This is a genomic window from Streptomyces sp. NPDC031210, assembly GCF_055570395.1.
This window is the reverse complement of sequence record NZ_JBVIHH010000005.1, coordinates 329,508-346,061: the sequence shown is the minus strand read 5'-3', so window position 1 is coordinate 346,061 and position 16,554 is coordinate 329,508. Positions and strand designations below refer to the sequence as shown.

15 protein-coding genes are annotated in these 16,554 nt (G+C 72.0%); 12 read left to right on the top strand and 3 right to left on the bottom strand.

The annotated features are described in order from the left end of the window. The first annotated feature begins 118 nt into the window (after positions 1-118). Positions 119-1,360 (top strand): amidohydrolase family protein, encoded by a 1,242-nt coding sequence (locus ACZ45Z_RS12880; protein WP_468360817.1) that lies wholly within the window; start codon positions 119-121, stop codon positions 1,358-1,360. Positions 1,361-1,390: 30 nt separating this feature from the next. Here ACZ45Z_RS12880 and ACZ45Z_RS12875 read toward each other — a convergent pair whose 3' ends face one another. Both ACZ45Z_RS12875 and ACZ45Z_RS12870 read right to left on the bottom strand, forming a co-directional pair. Further along, positions 1,391-2,170 (bottom strand): GntR family transcriptional regulator, encoded by a 780-nt coding sequence (locus ACZ45Z_RS12875; protein WP_468360626.1) that lies wholly within the window; start codon positions 2,168-2,170, stop codon positions 1,391-1,393. Further along, positions 2,167-2,709: a UTRA domain-containing protein gene (locus ACZ45Z_RS12870; protein WP_468360623.1), complete on the bottom strand. Its 543-nt coding sequence runs from the start codon at positions 2,707-2,709 to the stop codon at positions 2,167-2,169. The genes ACZ45Z_RS12875 and ACZ45Z_RS12870 overlap by 4 nt, the downstream gene beginning before the upstream one ends. A 141-nt stretch (positions 2,710-2,850) precedes the next feature. Here ACZ45Z_RS12870 and ACZ45Z_RS12865 point away from each other — a divergent pair, with 141 nt between their 5' ends. The 8 genes from ACZ45Z_RS12865 to ACZ45Z_RS12830 all read left to right on the top strand — a co-directional run bounded on the left by ACZ45Z_RS12865 (position 2,851) and on the right by ACZ45Z_RS12830 (position 10,555). After that, complete coding sequence (locus ACZ45Z_RS12865) at positions 2,851-3,231, top strand: hypothetical protein (protein ID WP_468360620.1); 381 nt, start codon at positions 2,851-2,853, stop codon at positions 3,229-3,231. Further along, entirely contained in the window at positions 3,228-3,530 is a 303-nt protein-coding gene (locus ACZ45Z_RS12860) for a hypothetical protein (RefSeq protein ID WP_468360617.1), read from the top strand. The genes ACZ45Z_RS12865 and ACZ45Z_RS12860 overlap by 4 nt, the downstream gene beginning before the upstream one ends. 103 nt (positions 3,531-3,633) lie before the next feature. Then, positions 3,634-4,545, top strand: a complete 912-nt coding sequence (locus tag ACZ45Z_RS12855; RefSeq protein ID WP_468360815.1) for a TIGR03619 family F420-dependent LLM class oxidoreductase — start codon at positions 3,634-3,636, stop codon at positions 4,543-4,545. Between the two features lie 166 nt (positions 4,546-4,711). Next, positions 4,712-5,497 (top strand): SDR family NAD(P)-dependent oxidoreductase, encoded by a 786-nt coding sequence (locus ACZ45Z_RS12850; RefSeq protein WP_468360614.1) that lies wholly within the window; start codon positions 4,712-4,714, stop codon positions 5,495-5,497. Positions 5,498-5,689: 192 nt separating this feature from the next. Further along, entirely contained in the window at positions 5,690-6,820 is a 1,131-nt protein-coding gene (locus tag ACZ45Z_RS12845; protein ID WP_468360812.1) for an LLM class flavin-dependent oxidoreductase, read from the top strand. Positions 6,821-6,927: 107 nt separating this feature from the next. Then, complete coding sequence (locus ACZ45Z_RS12840; RefSeq protein WP_468360611.1) at positions 6,928-8,667, top strand: N-acyl-D-amino-acid deacylase family protein; 1,740 nt, start codon at positions 6,928-6,930, stop codon at positions 8,665-8,667. Beyond that, positions 8,664-10,145 (top strand): aldehyde dehydrogenase family protein, encoded by a 1,482-nt coding sequence (locus tag ACZ45Z_RS12835; protein ID WP_468360608.1) that lies wholly within the window; start codon positions 8,664-8,666, stop codon positions 10,143-10,145. The genes ACZ45Z_RS12840 and ACZ45Z_RS12835 overlap by 4 nt, the downstream gene beginning before the upstream one ends. Positions 10,146-10,201: 56 nt before the next feature. Beyond that, complete coding sequence (locus tag ACZ45Z_RS12830; protein WP_468360605.1) at positions 10,202-10,555, top strand: antibiotic biosynthesis monooxygenase family protein; 354 nt, start codon at positions 10,202-10,204, stop codon at positions 10,553-10,555. Positions 10,556-10,557: 2 nt separating this feature from the next. Here the strand turns inward: ACZ45Z_RS12830 and ACZ45Z_RS12825 are convergent, their stop codons facing one another. Continuing rightward, a complete protein-coding gene (locus ACZ45Z_RS12825) occupies positions 10,558-12,120 on the bottom strand; it encodes a CehA/McbA family metallohydrolase (protein ID WP_468360602.1) in 1,563 nt (520 codons plus the stop codon). 160 nt (positions 12,121-12,280) lie between these two features. Here ACZ45Z_RS12825 and ACZ45Z_RS12820 point away from each other — a divergent pair, with 160 nt between their 5' ends. The 3 genes from ACZ45Z_RS12820 to ACZ45Z_RS12810 all read left to right on the top strand — a co-directional run bounded on the left by ACZ45Z_RS12820 (position 12,281) and on the right by ACZ45Z_RS12810 (position 16,549). Next, positions 12,281-13,105, top strand: coding sequence for a TIGR03619 family F420-dependent LLM class oxidoreductase (locus ACZ45Z_RS12820; protein WP_468360599.1), 825 nt, complete (start codon positions 12,281-12,283; stop codon positions 13,103-13,105). A gap of 234 nt (positions 13,106-13,339) precedes the next feature. Continuing rightward, the gene (locus ACZ45Z_RS12815) at positions 13,340-13,759 is read left to right on the top strand and encodes a VOC family protein (RefSeq protein WP_468360596.1); all 420 of its coding nucleotides are present in this window, start codon (positions 13,340-13,342) and stop codon (positions 13,757-13,759) included. A 126-nt stretch (positions 13,760-13,885) separates the two neighbouring features. After that, positions 13,886-16,549 carry a bifunctional FO biosynthesis protein CofGH gene (locus tag ACZ45Z_RS12810; RefSeq protein ID WP_468360593.1) on the top strand — a complete coding sequence of 888 codons (2,664 nt, stop codon included), beginning with the start codon at positions 13,886-13,888 and terminating at the stop codon, positions 16,547-16,549. Positions 16,550-16,554: the final 5 nt, after the last annotated feature.

The following is a 16,554-nucleotide window of genomic DNA, read 5'->3' as shown; positions in this document are numbered from 1 at the left end:
AACCGCTACCGTGAGGAACATGGAGACCCCGGAGAGCACAGAATCCACACAGTCCGCGCAGTCCATAGGGTCCACGCACCCCAGGCGGCCCACAGAGCCCATAGGGACCCCGGAGGCCCTGGAGGCCCTGGAGGCGACCTTCCCCAAGATCATCTCGGTGGACGACCACACGGTGGAGCCGCCCCACGTATGGCGCGACCGGCTCCCGTCCAAGTACCGCGACACCGGACCGCGTGTCGTGCGGGCGCCCCTGAAGGAAATGACCTTCGTAGGCGGCCGGTTCGCCCCGAAAATGGGTGCCGCCGGGGACGACGGCCCGATCGCCGACTGGTGGGTCTACGAAGACCTGCACCGGCCGCTGACCCGCCTCGACACCGCCGTCGGCTACGCCCGCGACGACATCAAGCTCGAAGGCATCACCTACGAGCAGATGCGCCCCGGCTCCTTCAGCGTCCCGGAGCGTCTCGCCGACATGGACGTCAACCACGTCCAGTCCGCCCTGTGCTTCCCCACCTTCCCGCGCTTTTGCGGCCAGACCTTCACCGAGGCGAAGGACCGCGAACTGGGGCTGCTCGGCGTGCGCGCCTACAACGACTGGATGGTGGAGGAGTGGTGCGGCCCCGACGCCCGGGGCCGGCTCATCCCGCTCACCCTCGTCCCGCTGTGGGACGCGGAACTGGCCGCCGCCGAAGTGCGGCGCAACGCCTCCCGCGGCGTGCGCGCGGTCTGCTTCAGCGAGATCCCGCCCCACCTGGGGCTGCCCAGCATCCACACCGACTACTGGGACCCCTTCCTGCGCGCCTGCGACGAGACCGGCACCGTCATCGCGATGCACATCGGCTCCTCCAGCAAGATGCCGTCCACCTCCGCCGACGCGCCGCCCGCCGTCGGCTCCACCATCACCTTCGCCAACTGCTGCTTCTCCATGGTCGACTGGCTGATGAGCGGCAAGTTCGACCGCTTCCCCCGACTGCGGATCATGTACGCCGAGGGCCAGATCGGCTGGATCCCGTACATCCTGGAGCGCGCCGACGTGGTCTGGGAGGAGAACCGCGGCTGGGGAGGCGTCGCCGACAAGGTGCTCCGCCCGCCCTCCGAACTCTTCACCGAGCACGTCCACGGCTGCTTCTTCGACGACGCCTTCGGCCTCAAGAACCTCGACGCCATCGGCGCCGGCAACGTCCTCTACGAGACCGACTACCCGCACTCCGACTCCACCTGGCCCCGCTCCAAGGAGGTCGCCGAGTCCCAAATGGCCCACCTGCCATCACCCGTGGTGAACCAGATCGTCCGAGGCAACGCCATCGAACTGCTGGGGCTCACGGGGGAGGGGTTGTGGGGGCCGGGGGTGGCGGGGTGACGGGTGCGTCCGCTCCGCCCGTGCGGTGCCTCACTCCGGAGTGAACTCGTATTGAAGTTCGTACAGGTGTCCCGCCTTGACCATGACGGTGGCCTCGATGGGTCGTTCGTGACGGCTGTGGACGACGCGCAGGGTCCGCAGAACGGGCAGGTTGCTGGGGAGCCGAAGAGCTTCGTACTGCTCCTGAGTGGGTACGCGAGCGGAGACCCGGTCGACGCTGAGCCCGGGTGGGTACCCCAGTTCGGCCAGGAGGGTCGGCGTACCACCCCTGATCCTCCGGCGTTCCGCTATCGCGGTCCCGCGTGCGATGTCCAGCGGGTAATAGCACTTGACCAGTTCGACCGGATCATCATCGATCACGAGGATCTGGCGGCGGAGCAGGGCCGCGTCGCCGCTCGCGAGGTTCAGGGCGTTCGCGACATCGCTGGGCGGCACGCACTCGGAAACCTCCAGCAGTTGGCTACGCGCCCGCGCTCCGGTCTTCCCGGCCTCGGCGAGCCAGCGGTACGGCTCTCCGGGGCCGGCCGGTGAGGTGAAGCAAGCGGGCCGCACGGTCTGCTGCCGGTGTGCGCGGACGGTCACCGCCGCTCCGGCCCTGCCGATGACCAGACGCTCGTCCTTGAGGACTTGGAGTGCCTTCTGCACCGTGGCGTTGGAGGCGTCGAACCGGGTCTTCAGTTGTGCCGTGGAAGGCAGCTTGGCCTCTGGCGCCAGGTCGCCACTCATGATTTCGTCGCGCAGGTCGGCGGCGATCCGTTCATGCAGGGAACGCCGGTCGTAGGCGTCGTCTTCGGTTCTCGGCACGGTCATCCGATCCTGATCTCGTAGCGAAGCCGCTGAAGCCGGCCGGGCATCGCCATCCTGTCCACTTGGATCGGCTGTTCGCCGCCGTCGAGCGTCAGCCGTGTCAGTTGAAGCACCGGTTCGTCCGTGCCGGTCCGCAGGGCAGCGCATTCCTCCTCGCTGGGCAACCGGGCGATGACGTCCTCCTGGACCCGGGCCCCGACATACCCGAGCGAGGCGAGCAGTGAGACCGCGCCGCCGGGAATCCGGGCGGTCCCTGCGAGGCGGGTTCCTCGTGCGATGCGGGCGGGGTAGTAGGTGTCGGTCAACTCGCAGGGCACCTCGTCGAGGAACATCACGCGGCGGCGTACGACGACGTCCTCGCCCTCGGCGACTCCCAGGAGTTCCGCGATGTCGGACGGTGCCGCGACCTCTCCGGCATGGGCGATGCGTTGACTGCCCCGGCGACCGCGGGCGGCGGCCTCCGCACCCCACGCGTCGGCCTGCCCCCTCTCCCTGGGCATGAGGTACGGCATCGAGCTGCTGACCCATTCGCTGGTGCCCACGGCGTCCTCCTGCGCGGTCGGTGATCTCAATCCGTCGCATACACGGTAAGCGAACCCCCGGCGCCATCACGTCCCCATAGCTTGCTGCTTTATGCGAATAGCAGTAGGTTCGTCAGGTCATGGAGTCCAGGTTCAAGGCGGTTGTTCATCGTGTCCCTGCCACCACAACGTCGATTTCTCCTCATCCGCACTTTCCCCGGCGCCGCATCAAGCCTTGCGGTCGCTACCCTCACGTGGATCTCAGAGCTGCTGTGGCGACTGTTACGGACCGCACCGGGCCGTCACCGGTCGGCCGACGCGCTCCCGATCGTGCCGCGTGCGGCCGCGCCGGTCGGGTGCCTGACCCAGGTGCCGATGCTGCGGGGCGAGGACACCGTCATGGTGCGTCCCTACCTCGTGGCGCACGAGCGACGGCAGGCGGCACGACTTCGGCTCGCCCACCCGCGCGCCTTTCGGATCGCTGTGCACGGCGTGCGGATCGGCGCCGGGCAGGCCCCTGGGGTGAAGGCGGCCACGCGATGAGTGAACCGCAAGAGACGCGCCTGCTGTCGTGGTCGACGCCGGAGGGGAAGACCTGCTTCCTGGTGAGCGACGGCACGGGGCTCCTCTCCCGGGTCGCGGACGGTGTCGAGTCCGTTCAGCTCGACATGGCGGACGCTCTGCTCGGCCACGCGGCCGACATGCTCGGCGACCGCGAGGCGACTGCCGAGGAGGTTCACTTCCTCGCGCGTCGGCTGACCGAGGCGTTGCGGGACGTGCGCCGTATCGCAGCGGGCAGGGCGCGCGCTGTCGGGGGCCGCGCGGTCGGACCTCTTGCCTGATCGGGTATCAGCTACCACGATGACCGCACTCGCTAATTGACGGTTCGTCAGATTGGGGGTGGGGTAAGTGCGGATACTGCCCGAAGGGCGGTTGGCGTACGGCATGCAGTTGCCCGTCCAGTCGCAGAGCACGCTGTACGCGGAGAGCTGGGAAGCCGCGGCGGGGCCCGCCGAACTGGTCGAGGTCGCGCGGGCCGCCGACCGGTACGGGTTCGCGTACATCGCCTGCTGTGAGCACATCGCGATCCCGCGGCGGCTGGCCGGTGCGATGGGGACCGTCTGGTACGACCCGGTGGCCACGCTCGCGTATCTGGCGGCCGTCACCGAGCGGGTGTGGCTGCTCAGCCATGTCGCGGTGGTGGGCCTCAAGCACCCGCTGGTCGGTGCGAAGCAGTACGCGACGCTGGACCGGCTGTCCGGCGGGCGGCTGATCCTGGGGGTGGGGGCCGGGCACGTGCGCGAGGAGTTCGAGGCGCTCGGGGTGGACTTCCGGCGGCGCGGAGTGGTGCTCGACGAGACCGTCGACGCGCTGCGGGCGGCGCTCGGGCCGGAGGAGTTCCCCGAGTTCGAGGGGGAGCGGTTCGCGTTCGAGGGGCTGGGGCAGGGACCTCGGCCCGTGCGGATGCCGCGGCCGCCGATCTGGGTGGGCGGCTCGTCACCGGCCGCCCTGCGCCGGGCCGCGGTCCGCGGCGACGGCTGGCTTCCGCAGGGCGACCGGCGCGATCAGATGCCGGAGCGGATCGCGACCTTGCGCCGGCTGCGGGAGGAGGCCGGCATCGCGGAGCCGGTGGAGATCGGGGCCATCGCCGAGCCGCTGTACGTCGGCGAGCCGGGGTGGGAGGTCGGGCGGCGGACCCTGACCGGGAGCGCGGACCGGATCGCCGCGTCGTTGCGGGAGTACCGCGCGATGGGCGTGGGGCAGGTCCAGGTGCGCTTCCGCAGTCGTGACCGGGCCGAGCTGGTGGATCAGATGGCGGCGTTCGGGGCGGAGGTCGGGCCGCTGTTGGAGGACTGAGGGCGGGCGAGGGGGTCCGTCGCATCGGGCAACGGGCTCGCCGTACAGGCGGCCCGTCGCACCGAGAAGCGCGAACTTCTCCGCACGCGAAGCGGGCCTTCCGCACGCGAAGCGGACCGCTTCCGCACATGACGTCGGCGCGTGACAACACACGAGGAGTGCAGGCATGGGCAAGCTCGACGGTCGGGTCGTCATCATCACGGGTGCGGCGCGCGGGCAGGGGGAGCAGGAGGCGCGACTGTTCGCCGCGGAAGGGGCGCGGGTGGTGCTCGGGGACGTCCTCGACGGGCAGGGCGAGGCGCTCGCCAAGGAGCTGGGAGAGGGCTCGGCGCGGTACGTCCGGCTGGACGTGACGCGGGAGGAGGACTGGCGGGCCGCTGTCGTCGCCGCGAAGGACGCCTTCGGGAAGATCGACGGGCTGGTCAACAACGCGGGGATACTGCGGTTCAACGAGCTGGTGTCCACCCCGCTGGAGGAGTTCCAGCAGGTGGTGCAGGTCAACCAGGTCGGCTGCTTCCTGGGTATCCGTACGGTGGCGCCCGAGATCGAGGCGGCCGGCGGCGGCACGATCGTCAACACCGCGTCGTACACGGCCCTGACGGGCATGGCGTTCGTCGGCGCGTACGCCGCGACCAAGCACGCGGTCCTGGGGCTGACCAGGGTGGCCGCGGTCGAGCTGGCGGCGAAGAAGATCCGGGTCAACGCGGTGTGTCCGGGGGCGGTGGACACCCCGATGACGAATCCGGCCGCGCTCGACCCGGACGCCGACCCGGTCGAGGCCGGGCGCGCGGTGGACGAGCTGTACCGCAAGCTCGTGCCGATGGGACGGATCGGGCGGCCCGAGGAGGTCGCCCAGTTGGCGCTCTTCCTGACGGGTGAGGACTCCGCGTACATCACCGGGCAGCCGTTCGTCATCGACGGCGGGTGGCTGGCGGGCGTCAGCCTCTTCTGACGCGCCTGCTTCGAGGCGCCTGCTTTGAGGCGCCTGCCGCGACGCGCCCGTTCTGACGCGCCTCCTCTGATGCGGCGGTACTGATGGGTCGTCAGCTATTGACGGCCCCCGGTGCCGGTGGAACAGTCGACCACATTCGAATCTGACGCTCCGTCAGTTCGGTTGGGCAAAGACTTCGGGACGGTGAACCCCTTGGAATTCGGGCTGTTTGTGCAGGGATACGTGCCGGCGGCGCGGGCGGCTGTGGACCCCGAGGCCGAGCACCACGCGCTGATGGAGGAGACCGAGTACGTCATCCAGGCGGACCGGTCGGGCTTCAAATACGCCTGGGCCTCCGAGCACCACTTCCTGGAGGAGTACTCGCACCTCTCGGCCAACGACGTCTACCTCGGCTACCTCGCGCACGCCACCGAACGCATCCACCTCGGCTCGGGCATCTTCAACCCGCTCGCCCCCGTCAACCACCCGGTGAAGGTCGCCGAGAAGGTCGCCATGCTCGACCACCTCTCCGGCGGACGCTTCGAGTTCGGCTCCGGGCGGGGAGCCGGCAGTCACGAGATCCTCGGCTTCATGCCGGGCGTGACCGACATGAACCACACCAAGGAACTCTGGGAGGAGACCATCGCGGAGTTCCCCAAGATGTGGCTCCAGGACGAGTACCCGGGCTTCCAGGGCAAGCACTGGCAGCTCCCGCCGCGCAAGGTCCTGCCCAAGCCGTACGGAAAGTCGCACCCGGCGATGTGGTACGCCGCCGGATCGCCCACCTCCTACGCGATGGCCGGCAAGAAGGGCCTGGGCGTTCTGGGCTTCAGCGTGCAGAAGGTCTCCGACATGGAGTGGGTCGTCGACTCCTACAAGACGGCCGTGAAGGAAGCCGAGCCGGTCGGGGACTTCGTCAACGACAACGTCATGGTGACCTCGACGGCCATCTGCGCCGAGACGCACCAGAAGGCCGTCGAGATCGCGGTCGGCGGCGGGCTCAACTACCTCCAGTCGCTGCTGTTCCGCTACCACGACACCTTCCCGCGCCCCGACGGCGTCCCGGAGTGGCCCGAGCTGCTGCCCGAGTACACCGAGGAGATCATCGAGCTGCTGATCGCCGAGGAGTTGATGATCTGCGGCGACCCCGACGAGGTGCTGCGGCAGTGCAAGCGCTGGGAGCAGGCCGGAGCCGACCAGCTCTCGTTCGGCCTGCCGATCGGTGTCGGCTACGAGGACACCCTCACCTCGATCAAGCTGATCGGCGAGCACGTCATCCCCAAGATCGACACCGATCCGGTGCACCGCACCAGCCGCTTCCGCCGGGCCGCGGGCACCGCGTAGCCACCGGGGGCGGGAGGGGCCCGGCCCATGCGGCCCACCCGGCCCGGCCCATACGTCCCAGCAGCCCCAGACGGTGCCCCCGCGCACGCACCGGAAAGGAGCCCGCCATGCTCGACCACCTGATCCGGGGCGCGACCGTCGTGGACGGCACCGGCGCCCCCTCCTACCCCGCCGACCTCGGCATCCGGGACGGGCGGACCGCGATCGTCGCGGAACCGGGGACGGTCGCCGAGCCCGCCCGCACCGGCGAGGACGCCACCGGCCTGGTCCTCGCCCCCGGCTTCGTCGACCCGCACACCCACTACGACGCCCAGTTGTTCTGGGACCCGTACGCCACCCCCTCGCTCAACCACGGCGTGACCACCGTCGCCGGCGGCAACTGCGGCTTCACCCTCGCCCCGCTGCACCCCGACCGCCCCCAGGACGCCGACTACACCCGGCGGATGATGAGCAAGGTCGAGGGCATGTCCCTGGTCGCCCTGGAGGAGGGCGCGCCGTGGAACTGGCACACCTTCGGCGAGTACCTGGACGCGCTGGAGGGCCGCATCGCGGTCAACGCGGGCTTCATGGTCGGCCACTGCGCGCTGCGCCGCTACGTCATGGGGGCGGACGCCATCGGCGGACAGCCGTCCCCGGAGCAACTGGCGGCGATGCTGCGGCTGTTCCACGACGCGATGGACGCCGGCGCCTGGGGCCTGTCCACGACGCAGTCCGCCACCCACTCCGACGGTGACGGGGCGCCGGTCGCCTCCCGGCACGCCCGCCCCGACGAACTCCTCGCCCTGTCCCGGGCGGTGGCCGACCACGAAGGCACCCAGCTCGAAGCCATCGTCGCGGGCTGCCTGGACCAGTTCGGCGACGACGAGATCGACCTGCTGGTGGAGATGTCGGCGGCGGCCGGGCGCCCACTGAACTGGAACGTGCTGACCATCGACGCGGCCGTGCCCGAGCGGGTGCCGCGCCAGCTCGTACCCAGCGCCCGCGCCCGGAAGGCCGGCGGCCGGATCGTGGCGCTGACCATGCCCATCCTCACGCCCATGAACATGTCCCTGGGCACCTTCTGCGCCCTCAACCTCATCCCCGGCTGGGGCGAGATCCTCGCCCTTCCGGTGCCCGAGCGGATCGCGGCCCTGCGCGACGATGCCGTACGCGCCGGGATGCTGCGCCGCGCCGACAGCAAGGAGGCCGGGGTCTTCCGCCGGCTCGCGCACTTCGACCGCTACGTCATCGGGGACACCTACTCCCCGGCCAACGCGGGGCTCAGCGGCCGGGTGGTCGGCGACATCGCCGCCGAACGCGGCCAGGACCCCTTCCACTGCCTGGTCGAGATCTGCTCCCACGACGACCTGCGGACGGTTCTGTGGCCGATGCCCGCCGACAACGATCCGGCCAGTTGGGCGCTGCGCCAGGAGACCTGGCAGCACGAGGACGTCCTGCTGGGCGGCTCGGACGCCGGCGCGCACCTGGACCGGATGTGCGGCGCGCCGTACACCACCCGGTTCCTCGGGGACTGCCTGCGCGGGCGCCGGCTCGTCGGCCTGGAGCGGGCCGTGCGGATGCTCACCGACGACCCGGCCCGCCTCTTCGGCCTGCGCGACCGCGGCCGGATCGCCGAGGGCTACCACGCCGACCTGGTCCTCTTCGACCCCGGGCGGATCGACGCCGGGCCCGCCACGCTGGTGCACGACCTGCCGGGGGACAGTCCGCGGCTGGACTCCAAGGCGCTGGGGATCGTGAGCGTACGCGTCAACGGTGTCGAGACGATCCGCGACGACGTGGTGACCGGCGCGGTGCCGGGGACGGTGCTGCGGTCGGGGCGCGACACCAGGACGGTGAGTACCCGATGAGCGGCGGCGAAGCGGCCGTCGACCAGCGGTTGTTCATCGGTGGGCGGTGGGTGGAGCCGGATCTGGGGCACTACGAGGTGCGTGATCCGGCGACCGAGGAGGTCGTCGGCCGGGCCCCGGAGGCGAGCCGGGCGCAGGTGGAGGCGGCGGTGGACGCGGCCCGGGAGGCGTTCGGGAGCTGGTCGCGCACCGCGCCGCGGGACCGGGCGGCCGTCCTGGACCGCGCCGCGGAGGTGATGCGCCGCGAGTTCGTGCCGTACGCCCGACTGGCGAGCGCGGAGAGCGGGGCGACGACGGCCACCGCGCGCGCCCTCCAGGTGGGCGTGTCCATCGCCCGCTTCCAGCGCTACGCGCGGGGCGCGCTGGAACCGGTGGAGACCGGGCTGCCGCCGCAGGTCACCGAGGCGGGGGTGATGGGACGGGCGGGGGTGTACGGGGCGCTCGCGGTACGCCGCCCGGTCGGCGTGGTCACCTGCGTCACCTCGTACAACAACCCCTGGGCGAATCCGGCGGGCAAGATCGCGCCGGCGCTGGCGATGGGCAACACGGTCGTCGTCAAACCGGCGCCGCAGGACCCGCTGTCGGTGTTCCGGATGGCCGAGGCGCTGGCCGAGGCCGGTGTGCCGCCCGGGGTGGTCAATGTCGTCACCGGGGCGCGCCCCGAGGTAGGGGCGGCGGCGGTGGCCGCCGACGGGGTGGACATGGTCAGCTTCACCGGCTCCACGGCCGTCGGGCAGCGCATCGCCGAGGTGTGCGGGCGGGGCATGAAGCGGCAGTTGATGGAGCTGGGCGGCAAGGGCGCGGCGCTGGTCTTCGACGATCTGGACGAGGCCGGGCTCGCGTCCGCGGTGGCCGGTATCGGCACCACCTTCTCCTTCTACAGCGGGCAGATCTGTACGGCGCCGACGCGGGTGTACGCGCAGCGGGCGATCCACGACCGGCTGGTCGACGCGCTCGCCCGCTACGCGCGGGCGCTGAAGATCGGCGATCCGCGGGAGCCGGACACGGTCGTCGGCCCGGTGATCTCCGCGGCGCACCGCGAGCGCGTCGAGGCGTACACGGAGCTGGCCCTCAAGGAGGGCGCGCGGCTGGTCACGGGGGGCGTGCGGCCGCCGCTGCGGCGCGGCTTCTATGTCGCGCCGACGCTCTTCGCGGGCTGCACGAACGCGATGCGGGTGGCCCGCGAGGAGATCTTCGGCCCGGTGGTGGTGGTCGTGCCCTTCGAGGACGAGGAGGAGGGCATCGCGCTGGCCAACGACAGCGACTACGGGCTGCTGGACTACGTGTGGTCCGGGGACGTGGCCCGCGGCTTCCGGGTCGCGGGGCGGCTGCGGGCCGGCGGTGTCGGGGTCAACACGGTCGGCCGGAACATGGAGGCGCCGTTCGGCGGGTTCAAGCGCAGCGGCGTCGGGCGGGACGGAGGTTCCTACGGGCTGCACGCCTACAGCGAGCTCCAGTCGCTCGTGTGGCCGGGGTGAGGTGGGGCAACTGGCCCTCCTCAAAGGGGCAGTTATCGGTCGGATAGTGTCCGTTCATGACCATAGAAAGCCAGCCGGTGAACGCACCGGACGCGTCCATCACGTTCATCAACGTCTTCGAAGTGGCCGCCGAACAGGTCGACGCGTTCGTCGCCCAGTGGCAGGAGCGCGCGGCGCTCATGAGCGCCAAGCCCGGTTTCCTCGACTCCCGGCTGCACCGGGCCCGTTCGTCGGAGAGCCGGTTCCAGCTCGTCAACGTGGCGCACTGGGAAAGCCGGGAGGCGTGGGAGGCCGCCACGGCGGATCCCGCGTTCCGCGACCGCACCCGAGCCGCGCGCGAGGACGCCCCGACGCCGATCACGTCGAGCACCGGCCTGTACGACGTCGCGGTCGAGTTCGGCCACGGCTGACCTCAACCCCGGCCCAGGAAGACCGGGTTGGTGAGGGCCGCCATGGGTCCCGGCAGGCCGGGCGCGGTGGCGGGGTGGCGGACCTCGGCGCGTATGTAGGCGGCGTAGCGGGCGGTGGTCTGCCAGCCGACCGTGCCCTCGCCGGAGGGCGGCAGCGGGGCGGTGTGCAGGCGGCCCTCGTCGGTGACGAAGGAGACCGCGCAGCCGGGGGCGCCGGAGACGGTCAGCCGGGCGGTGACGCGCGCGGCGGGGCCGACCGCCAACCGCTCGCCGATACCGGCGTGTTCGCCCCGCTCGCCGGTCACCGTGAACGACAGGCCGATCTCCGAGGACTCCGCGATCCACACCCGGCCGGCCCGGATGCCGTCCTGGAGGGCGCGCCGGGAGAGCTCCTCGGCCAGCACGACCGTCTGCGGCAGGCCGATGACGTCCGGATCGCGGTGGGCGTCGCTGTGGCCGACGGCCGGTAACCAGGCCGCGCGGCCGCGGGTGTGCGCGACCAGGGTGTGGTCCCACTCGGCCAGGGAGACCTCGTCGTCAAGGGTGTACGGGCCGTTCCACACCTCCACCGCGTCGGCGTCGTCCAGGCCGAACTTCCAGCCGCAGCCGATGCAGGGGGCGTGCGGATGGGCGGGGATGACCAGGCCGCCGGCCCGTCGGATCGCGCGGGCGTACCTGGCGAAGGCGTGGTCGCGGGCGCGGTAGCGCCAGTCGAGGAACACGCCCGGGTCCGTGCCCATCGCCACGACGTGCCCGTTGCGGGTGGTGATCTCCTCGCCGGTCAGGATCAGCAGGTCATCGCCCCACAGGCCCTCCCACGCGGAGTGCGACGAGGTGGTGTTGTGCTCGGTGGTGGTGAGGAAGTCCAGCCCGGCGGCGCGGGCCAGCGCCGCGATCTGGGCGGGCGTGCGCTTGCCGTCGGAGTGCACGGAGTGCAGATGGTTGTCGCCGCGGTACCAGGCGCGGCCGCGGCCCCGGGCCCGCTCCGGCGGATACACGGGCACCGGGGTGCGCCCCGGAGGGCCGTGGCGCAGGGTGACGGTGACCTCGTAGGTCAGGCCCTGGGGCGCGACGGTGTACGGGCCGAGGACGAGGTGCCAGGTGCCGGCGTCGATCGGGCCGGGGAGGTAGCCGGGCGTGGCGGCGTCGGCGCGCAGGAAGAACTCCGACCGGGCCCCGCCCGACCAGCCGCGGAAACCCGCGCCGCCCGGCGCCGTGCCGCGTTGGTCGAAGATGCCGATGTCGCAGGCGTTGCCGACCGTGCCCTCGGGGACGGCGGGCTTGTCGTAGCGGTACGACACGGCGATCTCGCGGACGCCGGGCGGGATGTCGAGCGGTAGGTAGACGAAGTCGGGGGCGCCCGTGGGCAGATGCCCGGTGACCGTCCGGGACTGCTCGCCGGAACCGCCCGCTCCGTCCCCGCCGCCGCCCGACCCGTCGCCGTCGGCCGCCCCGGCCCCCGGCCGCCCGGCGGGCGCCGCCCTGGCGAAGCGCACCGTCGCGAGCGTCAGGGCGCCCGCCGCGCCCGCGCCCGCCGAAAGCCTCAGCACATCCCGTCGTTCCATCCCCACCCTGCCTCCCGGCGTGTCCTCGCCCAGGCCGTTCGCGCCGCCGTGTGAAAACTGTTGTACGCGGGTGTGACAGGCAGCGAAAGCCCTGTGGATAACCGGCGGACGGTACGGCAACATTCGGTCCCCCACACGCCTGACGCGGAGGTGCCCACCCATGCGGATCGCGACCACGATCTTCCTGACAGACGAGACGATCCGGCCCGATCATCTGGCCCGTGAGCTGGAACAACGCGGATTCGCCGGCCTCTACCTCCCCGAGCACACCCACATCCCGGTCAGCCGCGACACCCCCGCCCCCATGGGCGGCCCGCTGCCCCGCGAATACGGCCGCACCCTCGACCCGCTCCTGGCCCTGGCTCAGGCCGCGACCGTCACCGAGCGGATCGGCCTGGGCACCGGGGTCACCCTCGTCGCCCAGCACGATCCGATCGTGCTCGCCAAGCAGATCGCGACCCTCGACTTCCTCTCCGGCGGCCGCTTCACGCTCGGCGTCGGCGTCGGCTGGAACGTCGAGGAGGCTGCCGACCACGGGGTGCGCTGGTCGACCCGCCGCGACCTGGCGCGGGACCGGCTGGCTCTGATGCGCGCCCTGTGGGCGGCCGAACCCAACGCGTACGAAGGCGAGTTCGGCTCCGTACGGGCCTCCCTGGCCCATCCCAAACCGGCGAACGGCGCGCCGCGCGTCCTGATGGGTGGCGCGGCCGGCCCCCGGCTCTTCGCCCGGATCGCCGCGTCCGCCGACGGGTGGCTGCCGATCGGCGGCCGGGGACTGGCCGAAAACCTGCCGGTGCTGCGTCGGGCGTGGACGGACGCCGGACGCACGGGCGAGCCCGTCGTCGTGCCGTACGCGGTCCGCCCGTCGGCGGGGAAGCTGGCGCGCTACCGCGAGCTGGGCGTGCCGGAGGTGGTGCTGCAACTGCCGCCCGCCGACGAGGCGGAGGTCCTGCGGACGCTGGACGACTACGCCCAGTACCTCTGAGGCCGGAGCCCGCAGGCCGGTCGGTTTCGGCCACCGGGGCGGCCGGGCGAGGGCGTACGCCTAGGACCATCGGCGTACGCGCCCTGAGCGACGGTTGGGACCGTGGACCGATCCGTGGCCCGCCCGGCCGGCCGTAGCGTCGGGCGGGAGCCGCCGCCGGTCCACGCGGCGGCCTCCGCCGGTCCCGGCCGGACCCGCCCCGGACCGGCGGCCCGAACGAAGAGGGAGACCCCCATGCCCCGACTCGACCACACCATCATCCTCAGCACCGACCGCTTCGCCTCCGCACGCTTCCTCACCGGCCTTCTCGACGCGCCCGAGCCCAAGGCGTACGGGCCGTTCGCCGCCGTCGCGATGGACAACGGAGTGACGCTGGACTACATGGAACGCCCCGCCGACGGAGGGGACTTCGTGCCGACGCACTACGCGTTCCTGGTGACCGAGGACGAGTTCGACGCGATCCTCGCCCGCATAGAGGAGCGCGAACTGCCGTACTGGGCCGACCCCCGACACACCCAACCCCAGACCGTCAACCGTCTGGACGGGGGCCGCGGCCTCTACCTGAACGACCCCGACGGCCACAACCTGGAGTTCTTGACCCGGACGTACTCCGAGGAGCTCCTCTCCGGCCTGCCGACCGTGCCCCGGGCCTGACCGGTGGCGCCGCCGGGGTGTTCCCCGGACCCCCCGGAGGGAACCTCCGCCTCTGGTGATCAGAGGCACACCCGCGGCCGGATGTCCCGCGGCAGCGCTGTCAGCGGGCGCTCGTATGCTCGGAGGATGACTTCCAGCGCGCAGGGACCTGACCGGGGATCCGACCGAGGGGCCGCCCGGGAAGCGGGCGGCCCCGCCGGCGAGCCCGGGCGGCCGACGACCAACGCGATGCGCCGCGCGCTCAAACGCGCCCGCGACGGCGTGGCGCTGGACGTCACCGAGGCCACCGTGCTCCTCCAGGCCCGCGGCGACGACCTGAAGGACCTGTGCGCCTCGGCGGCCCGGGTGCGGGACGCGGGCCTGGAAGCCGCCGGCCGCCCCGGCGTCATCACCTACTCCAAGGGGGTCTTCATCCCCCTCACCCGGCTCTGCCGGGACAAATGCCACTACTGCACCTTCGTCACCGTCCCCGGCAAACTGCGCCGCGACGGCCACGGCATGTTCATGTCCCCCGACGAGGTCCTCGACATCGCCCGCCGCGGCGCCGAAATGGGCTGCAAGGAAGCCCTCTTCACGCTCGGCGACCAGCCCGAGGACCGCTGGCCCGAGGCCCGCGAATGGCTGGAGGCGCACGGCTACGACGACACCCTGTCCTACGTCCGCGCCATGGCCATCCGCGTCCTGGAAGAGACCGGACTGCTGCCCCACCTCAACCCCGGCGTGCTGTCCTGGACGGACTTCCAGCGCCTGAAGCCCGTCGCGCCCTCCCTGGGCATGATGCTGGAGACGACCGCCGAGCGGCTGTGGAGCGAGCCCGGCGGCCCGCACCACGGCTCGCCCGACAAGGAGCCCGCCGTCCGGCTGCGCGTCCTGGAGGACGCCGGACGCTCCAACGTCCCCTTCACCACCGGCCTGCTGATCGGAATCGGCGAGACCTACCAGGAGCGCGCCGAGTCGGTCTTCGCGTTGCGCCGCGTCCAGCGTGCCTACCACGGCATCCAGGAACTGATCATGCAGAACTTCCGCGCCAAGCCGGACACGGCCATGCGCGGCATGCCGGACGCCGAACTGGAGGAGCTGGCCGCGACGATCGCGGTGGCCCGGCACATCATGGGCCCCTCGACGCGCATCCAGGCGCCGCCCAACCTCGTCGACGGCGAGTACGCCATGCTCATCGGCGCCGGCATCGACGACTGGGGCGGGGTCTCCCCGCTCACCCGCGACCACGTCAACCCCGAGCGCCCCTGGCCCCAGATCGACGACCTGGCCGCGCACACCGCCACCGCCGGCTTCGCACTGCGCGAACGGCTGCCCATCTACCCGGAGTTCATCCAGCGCGGCGAGCCCTGGCTCGACCCCCGGCTGCTGCCGCACGTCCGCGCCCTGGCCGACCCCGCCACCGGCCTGGCCCGCGAGGACGCCGTCGTCCAGGGCCTCCCCTGGCAGGAGCCCGACGAGGGCTTCTCGATGAGCGCCTCGGGCCGTACGGACCTGCACCACACCATCGACACCGAAGGCCGCACCACCGACCGCCGCGACGACTTCGACGAGGTCTACGGCGACTGGGAGGCGCTGCGCGAGGCCGCCGCCCCCGGGATGCTGCCCGAGCGCATCGACACCGACGTCCGCGCCGCCCTCGCCCGGGCCGCCGACGACCCGACGAAGCTCACCGACGACCAGGCGCTGGCCCTGCTGCACGCCGACGGGCCCGCGCTGGACGCCCTGTGCCGGATCGCCGACGACCTGCGCCGCGCCACGGTCGGCGACGACGTCACCTACATCGTCACCAGGAACATCAACTTCACCAACGTCTGCTACACCGGCTGCCGCTTCTGCGCCTTCGCGCAGCGCCGCACCGACGCCGACGCCTACACCCTCTCCCTCTCCCAGGTCGCCGACCGGGCCCAACAGGCGTGGGACGTCGGCGCGGTGGAGGTGTGCATGCAGGGCGGCATCCACCCCGACCTGCCCGGCACCGCGTATTTCGACATCGCTCGCGCCGTCAAGGAGCGGGTCCCCGGCATGCATGTGCACGCCTTCTCGCCGATGGAGGTCGTCAACGGCGCCTCCCGCACCGGCCTGTCGATCCGCGAGTGGCTCACCGAAGCCCGCGACGCCGGCCTGGACACCCTCCCCGGGACGGCCGCCGAGATCCTCGACGACGAGGTCCGCTGGATCCTCACCAAGGGCAAGCTGCCCACCGCCACCTGGATCGAGGTCATCAAGACCGCCCACGAGCTGGGCATCCGCACGTCCTCGACCATGATGTACGGCCATGTCGACCAGCCCCGCCACTGGCTCGGCCATCTGCGCCTCCTGGCGCGGACGCAGCAGGAGGCGCTGGCGCACAACGTCGCCGGCTTCACCGAGTTCGTCACGCTGCCGTTCATCCACACCAACGCCCCCGTCTACCTCGCAGGCATCGCCCGCCCCGGCCCCACCACCCGCGACAACCGCGCCGTGACGGCCATGGCCCGGCTGCTGCTCCACCCGTACATCACCAACATCCAGACGAGCTGGGTCAAGCTCGGCGCGGAAGGCGCCGCCGAGATGCTCCGCTCGGGCGCCAACGACCTGGGCGGCACCCTGATGGAGGAGACCATCTCCCGCATGGCGGGCTCCAGTTACGGCTCGCACCGCTCCATCAAGGACCTCGTTGCCATCGCCGAGGCGGCGGGCCGCCCGGCCCGCCCCCGCACGACGACCTACGGCCCGGTCCCCGCCGAGCGGCAGTCCGCCGCCCTCGCCTCGGACGGCCACCTGCCCGAGCTGCTGCCGGTGGTGGAATGAGGACG

What these genes read in the sequence shown, in the direction of transcription:
- ACZ45Z_RS12875 (WP_468360626.1), bottom strand. Translation starts at nt 2,170, where the DNA reads ATGACCGTGCCGAGAACCGAAGACGACGCCTACGACCGGCGTTCCCTG.
- ACZ45Z_RS12860 (WP_468360617.1), top strand. Translation starts at nt 3,228, where the DNA reads ATGAGTGAACCGCAAGAGACGCGCCTGCTGTCGTGGTCGACGCCGGAG.
- ACZ45Z_RS12855 (WP_468360815.1), top strand. Translation starts at nt 3,634, where the DNA reads ATGCAGTTGCCCGTCCAGTCGCAGAGCACGCTGTACGCGGAGAGCTGG.
- ACZ45Z_RS12850 (WP_468360614.1), top strand. Translation starts at nt 4,712, where the DNA reads ATGGGCAAGCTCGACGGTCGGGTCGTCATCATCACGGGTGCGGCGCGC.
- ACZ45Z_RS12840 (WP_468360611.1), top strand. Translation starts at nt 6,928, where the DNA reads ATGCTCGACCACCTGATCCGGGGCGCGACCGTCGTGGACGGCACCGGC.
- ACZ45Z_RS12835 (WP_468360608.1), top strand. Translation starts at nt 8,664, where the DNA reads ATGAGCGGCGGCGAAGCGGCCGTCGACCAGCGGTTGTTCATCGGTGGG.
- ACZ45Z_RS12830 (WP_468360605.1), top strand. Translation starts at nt 10,202, where the DNA reads ATGACCATAGAAAGCCAGCCGGTGAACGCACCGGACGCGTCCATCACG.
- ACZ45Z_RS12825 (WP_468360602.1), bottom strand. Translation starts at nt 12,120, where the DNA reads ATGGAACGACGGGATGTGCTGAGGCTTTCGGCGGGCGCGGGCGCGGCG.
- ACZ45Z_RS12820 (WP_468360599.1), top strand. Translation starts at nt 12,281, where the DNA reads ATGCGGATCGCGACCACGATCTTCCTGACAGACGAGACGATCCGGCCC.
- ACZ45Z_RS12815 (WP_468360596.1), top strand. Translation starts at nt 13,340, where the DNA reads ATGCCCCGACTCGACCACACCATCATCCTCAGCACCGACCGCTTCGCC.
- ACZ45Z_RS12810 (WP_468360593.1), top strand. Translation starts at nt 13,886, where the DNA reads ATGACTTCCAGCGCGCAGGGACCTGACCGGGGATCCGACCGAGGGGCC.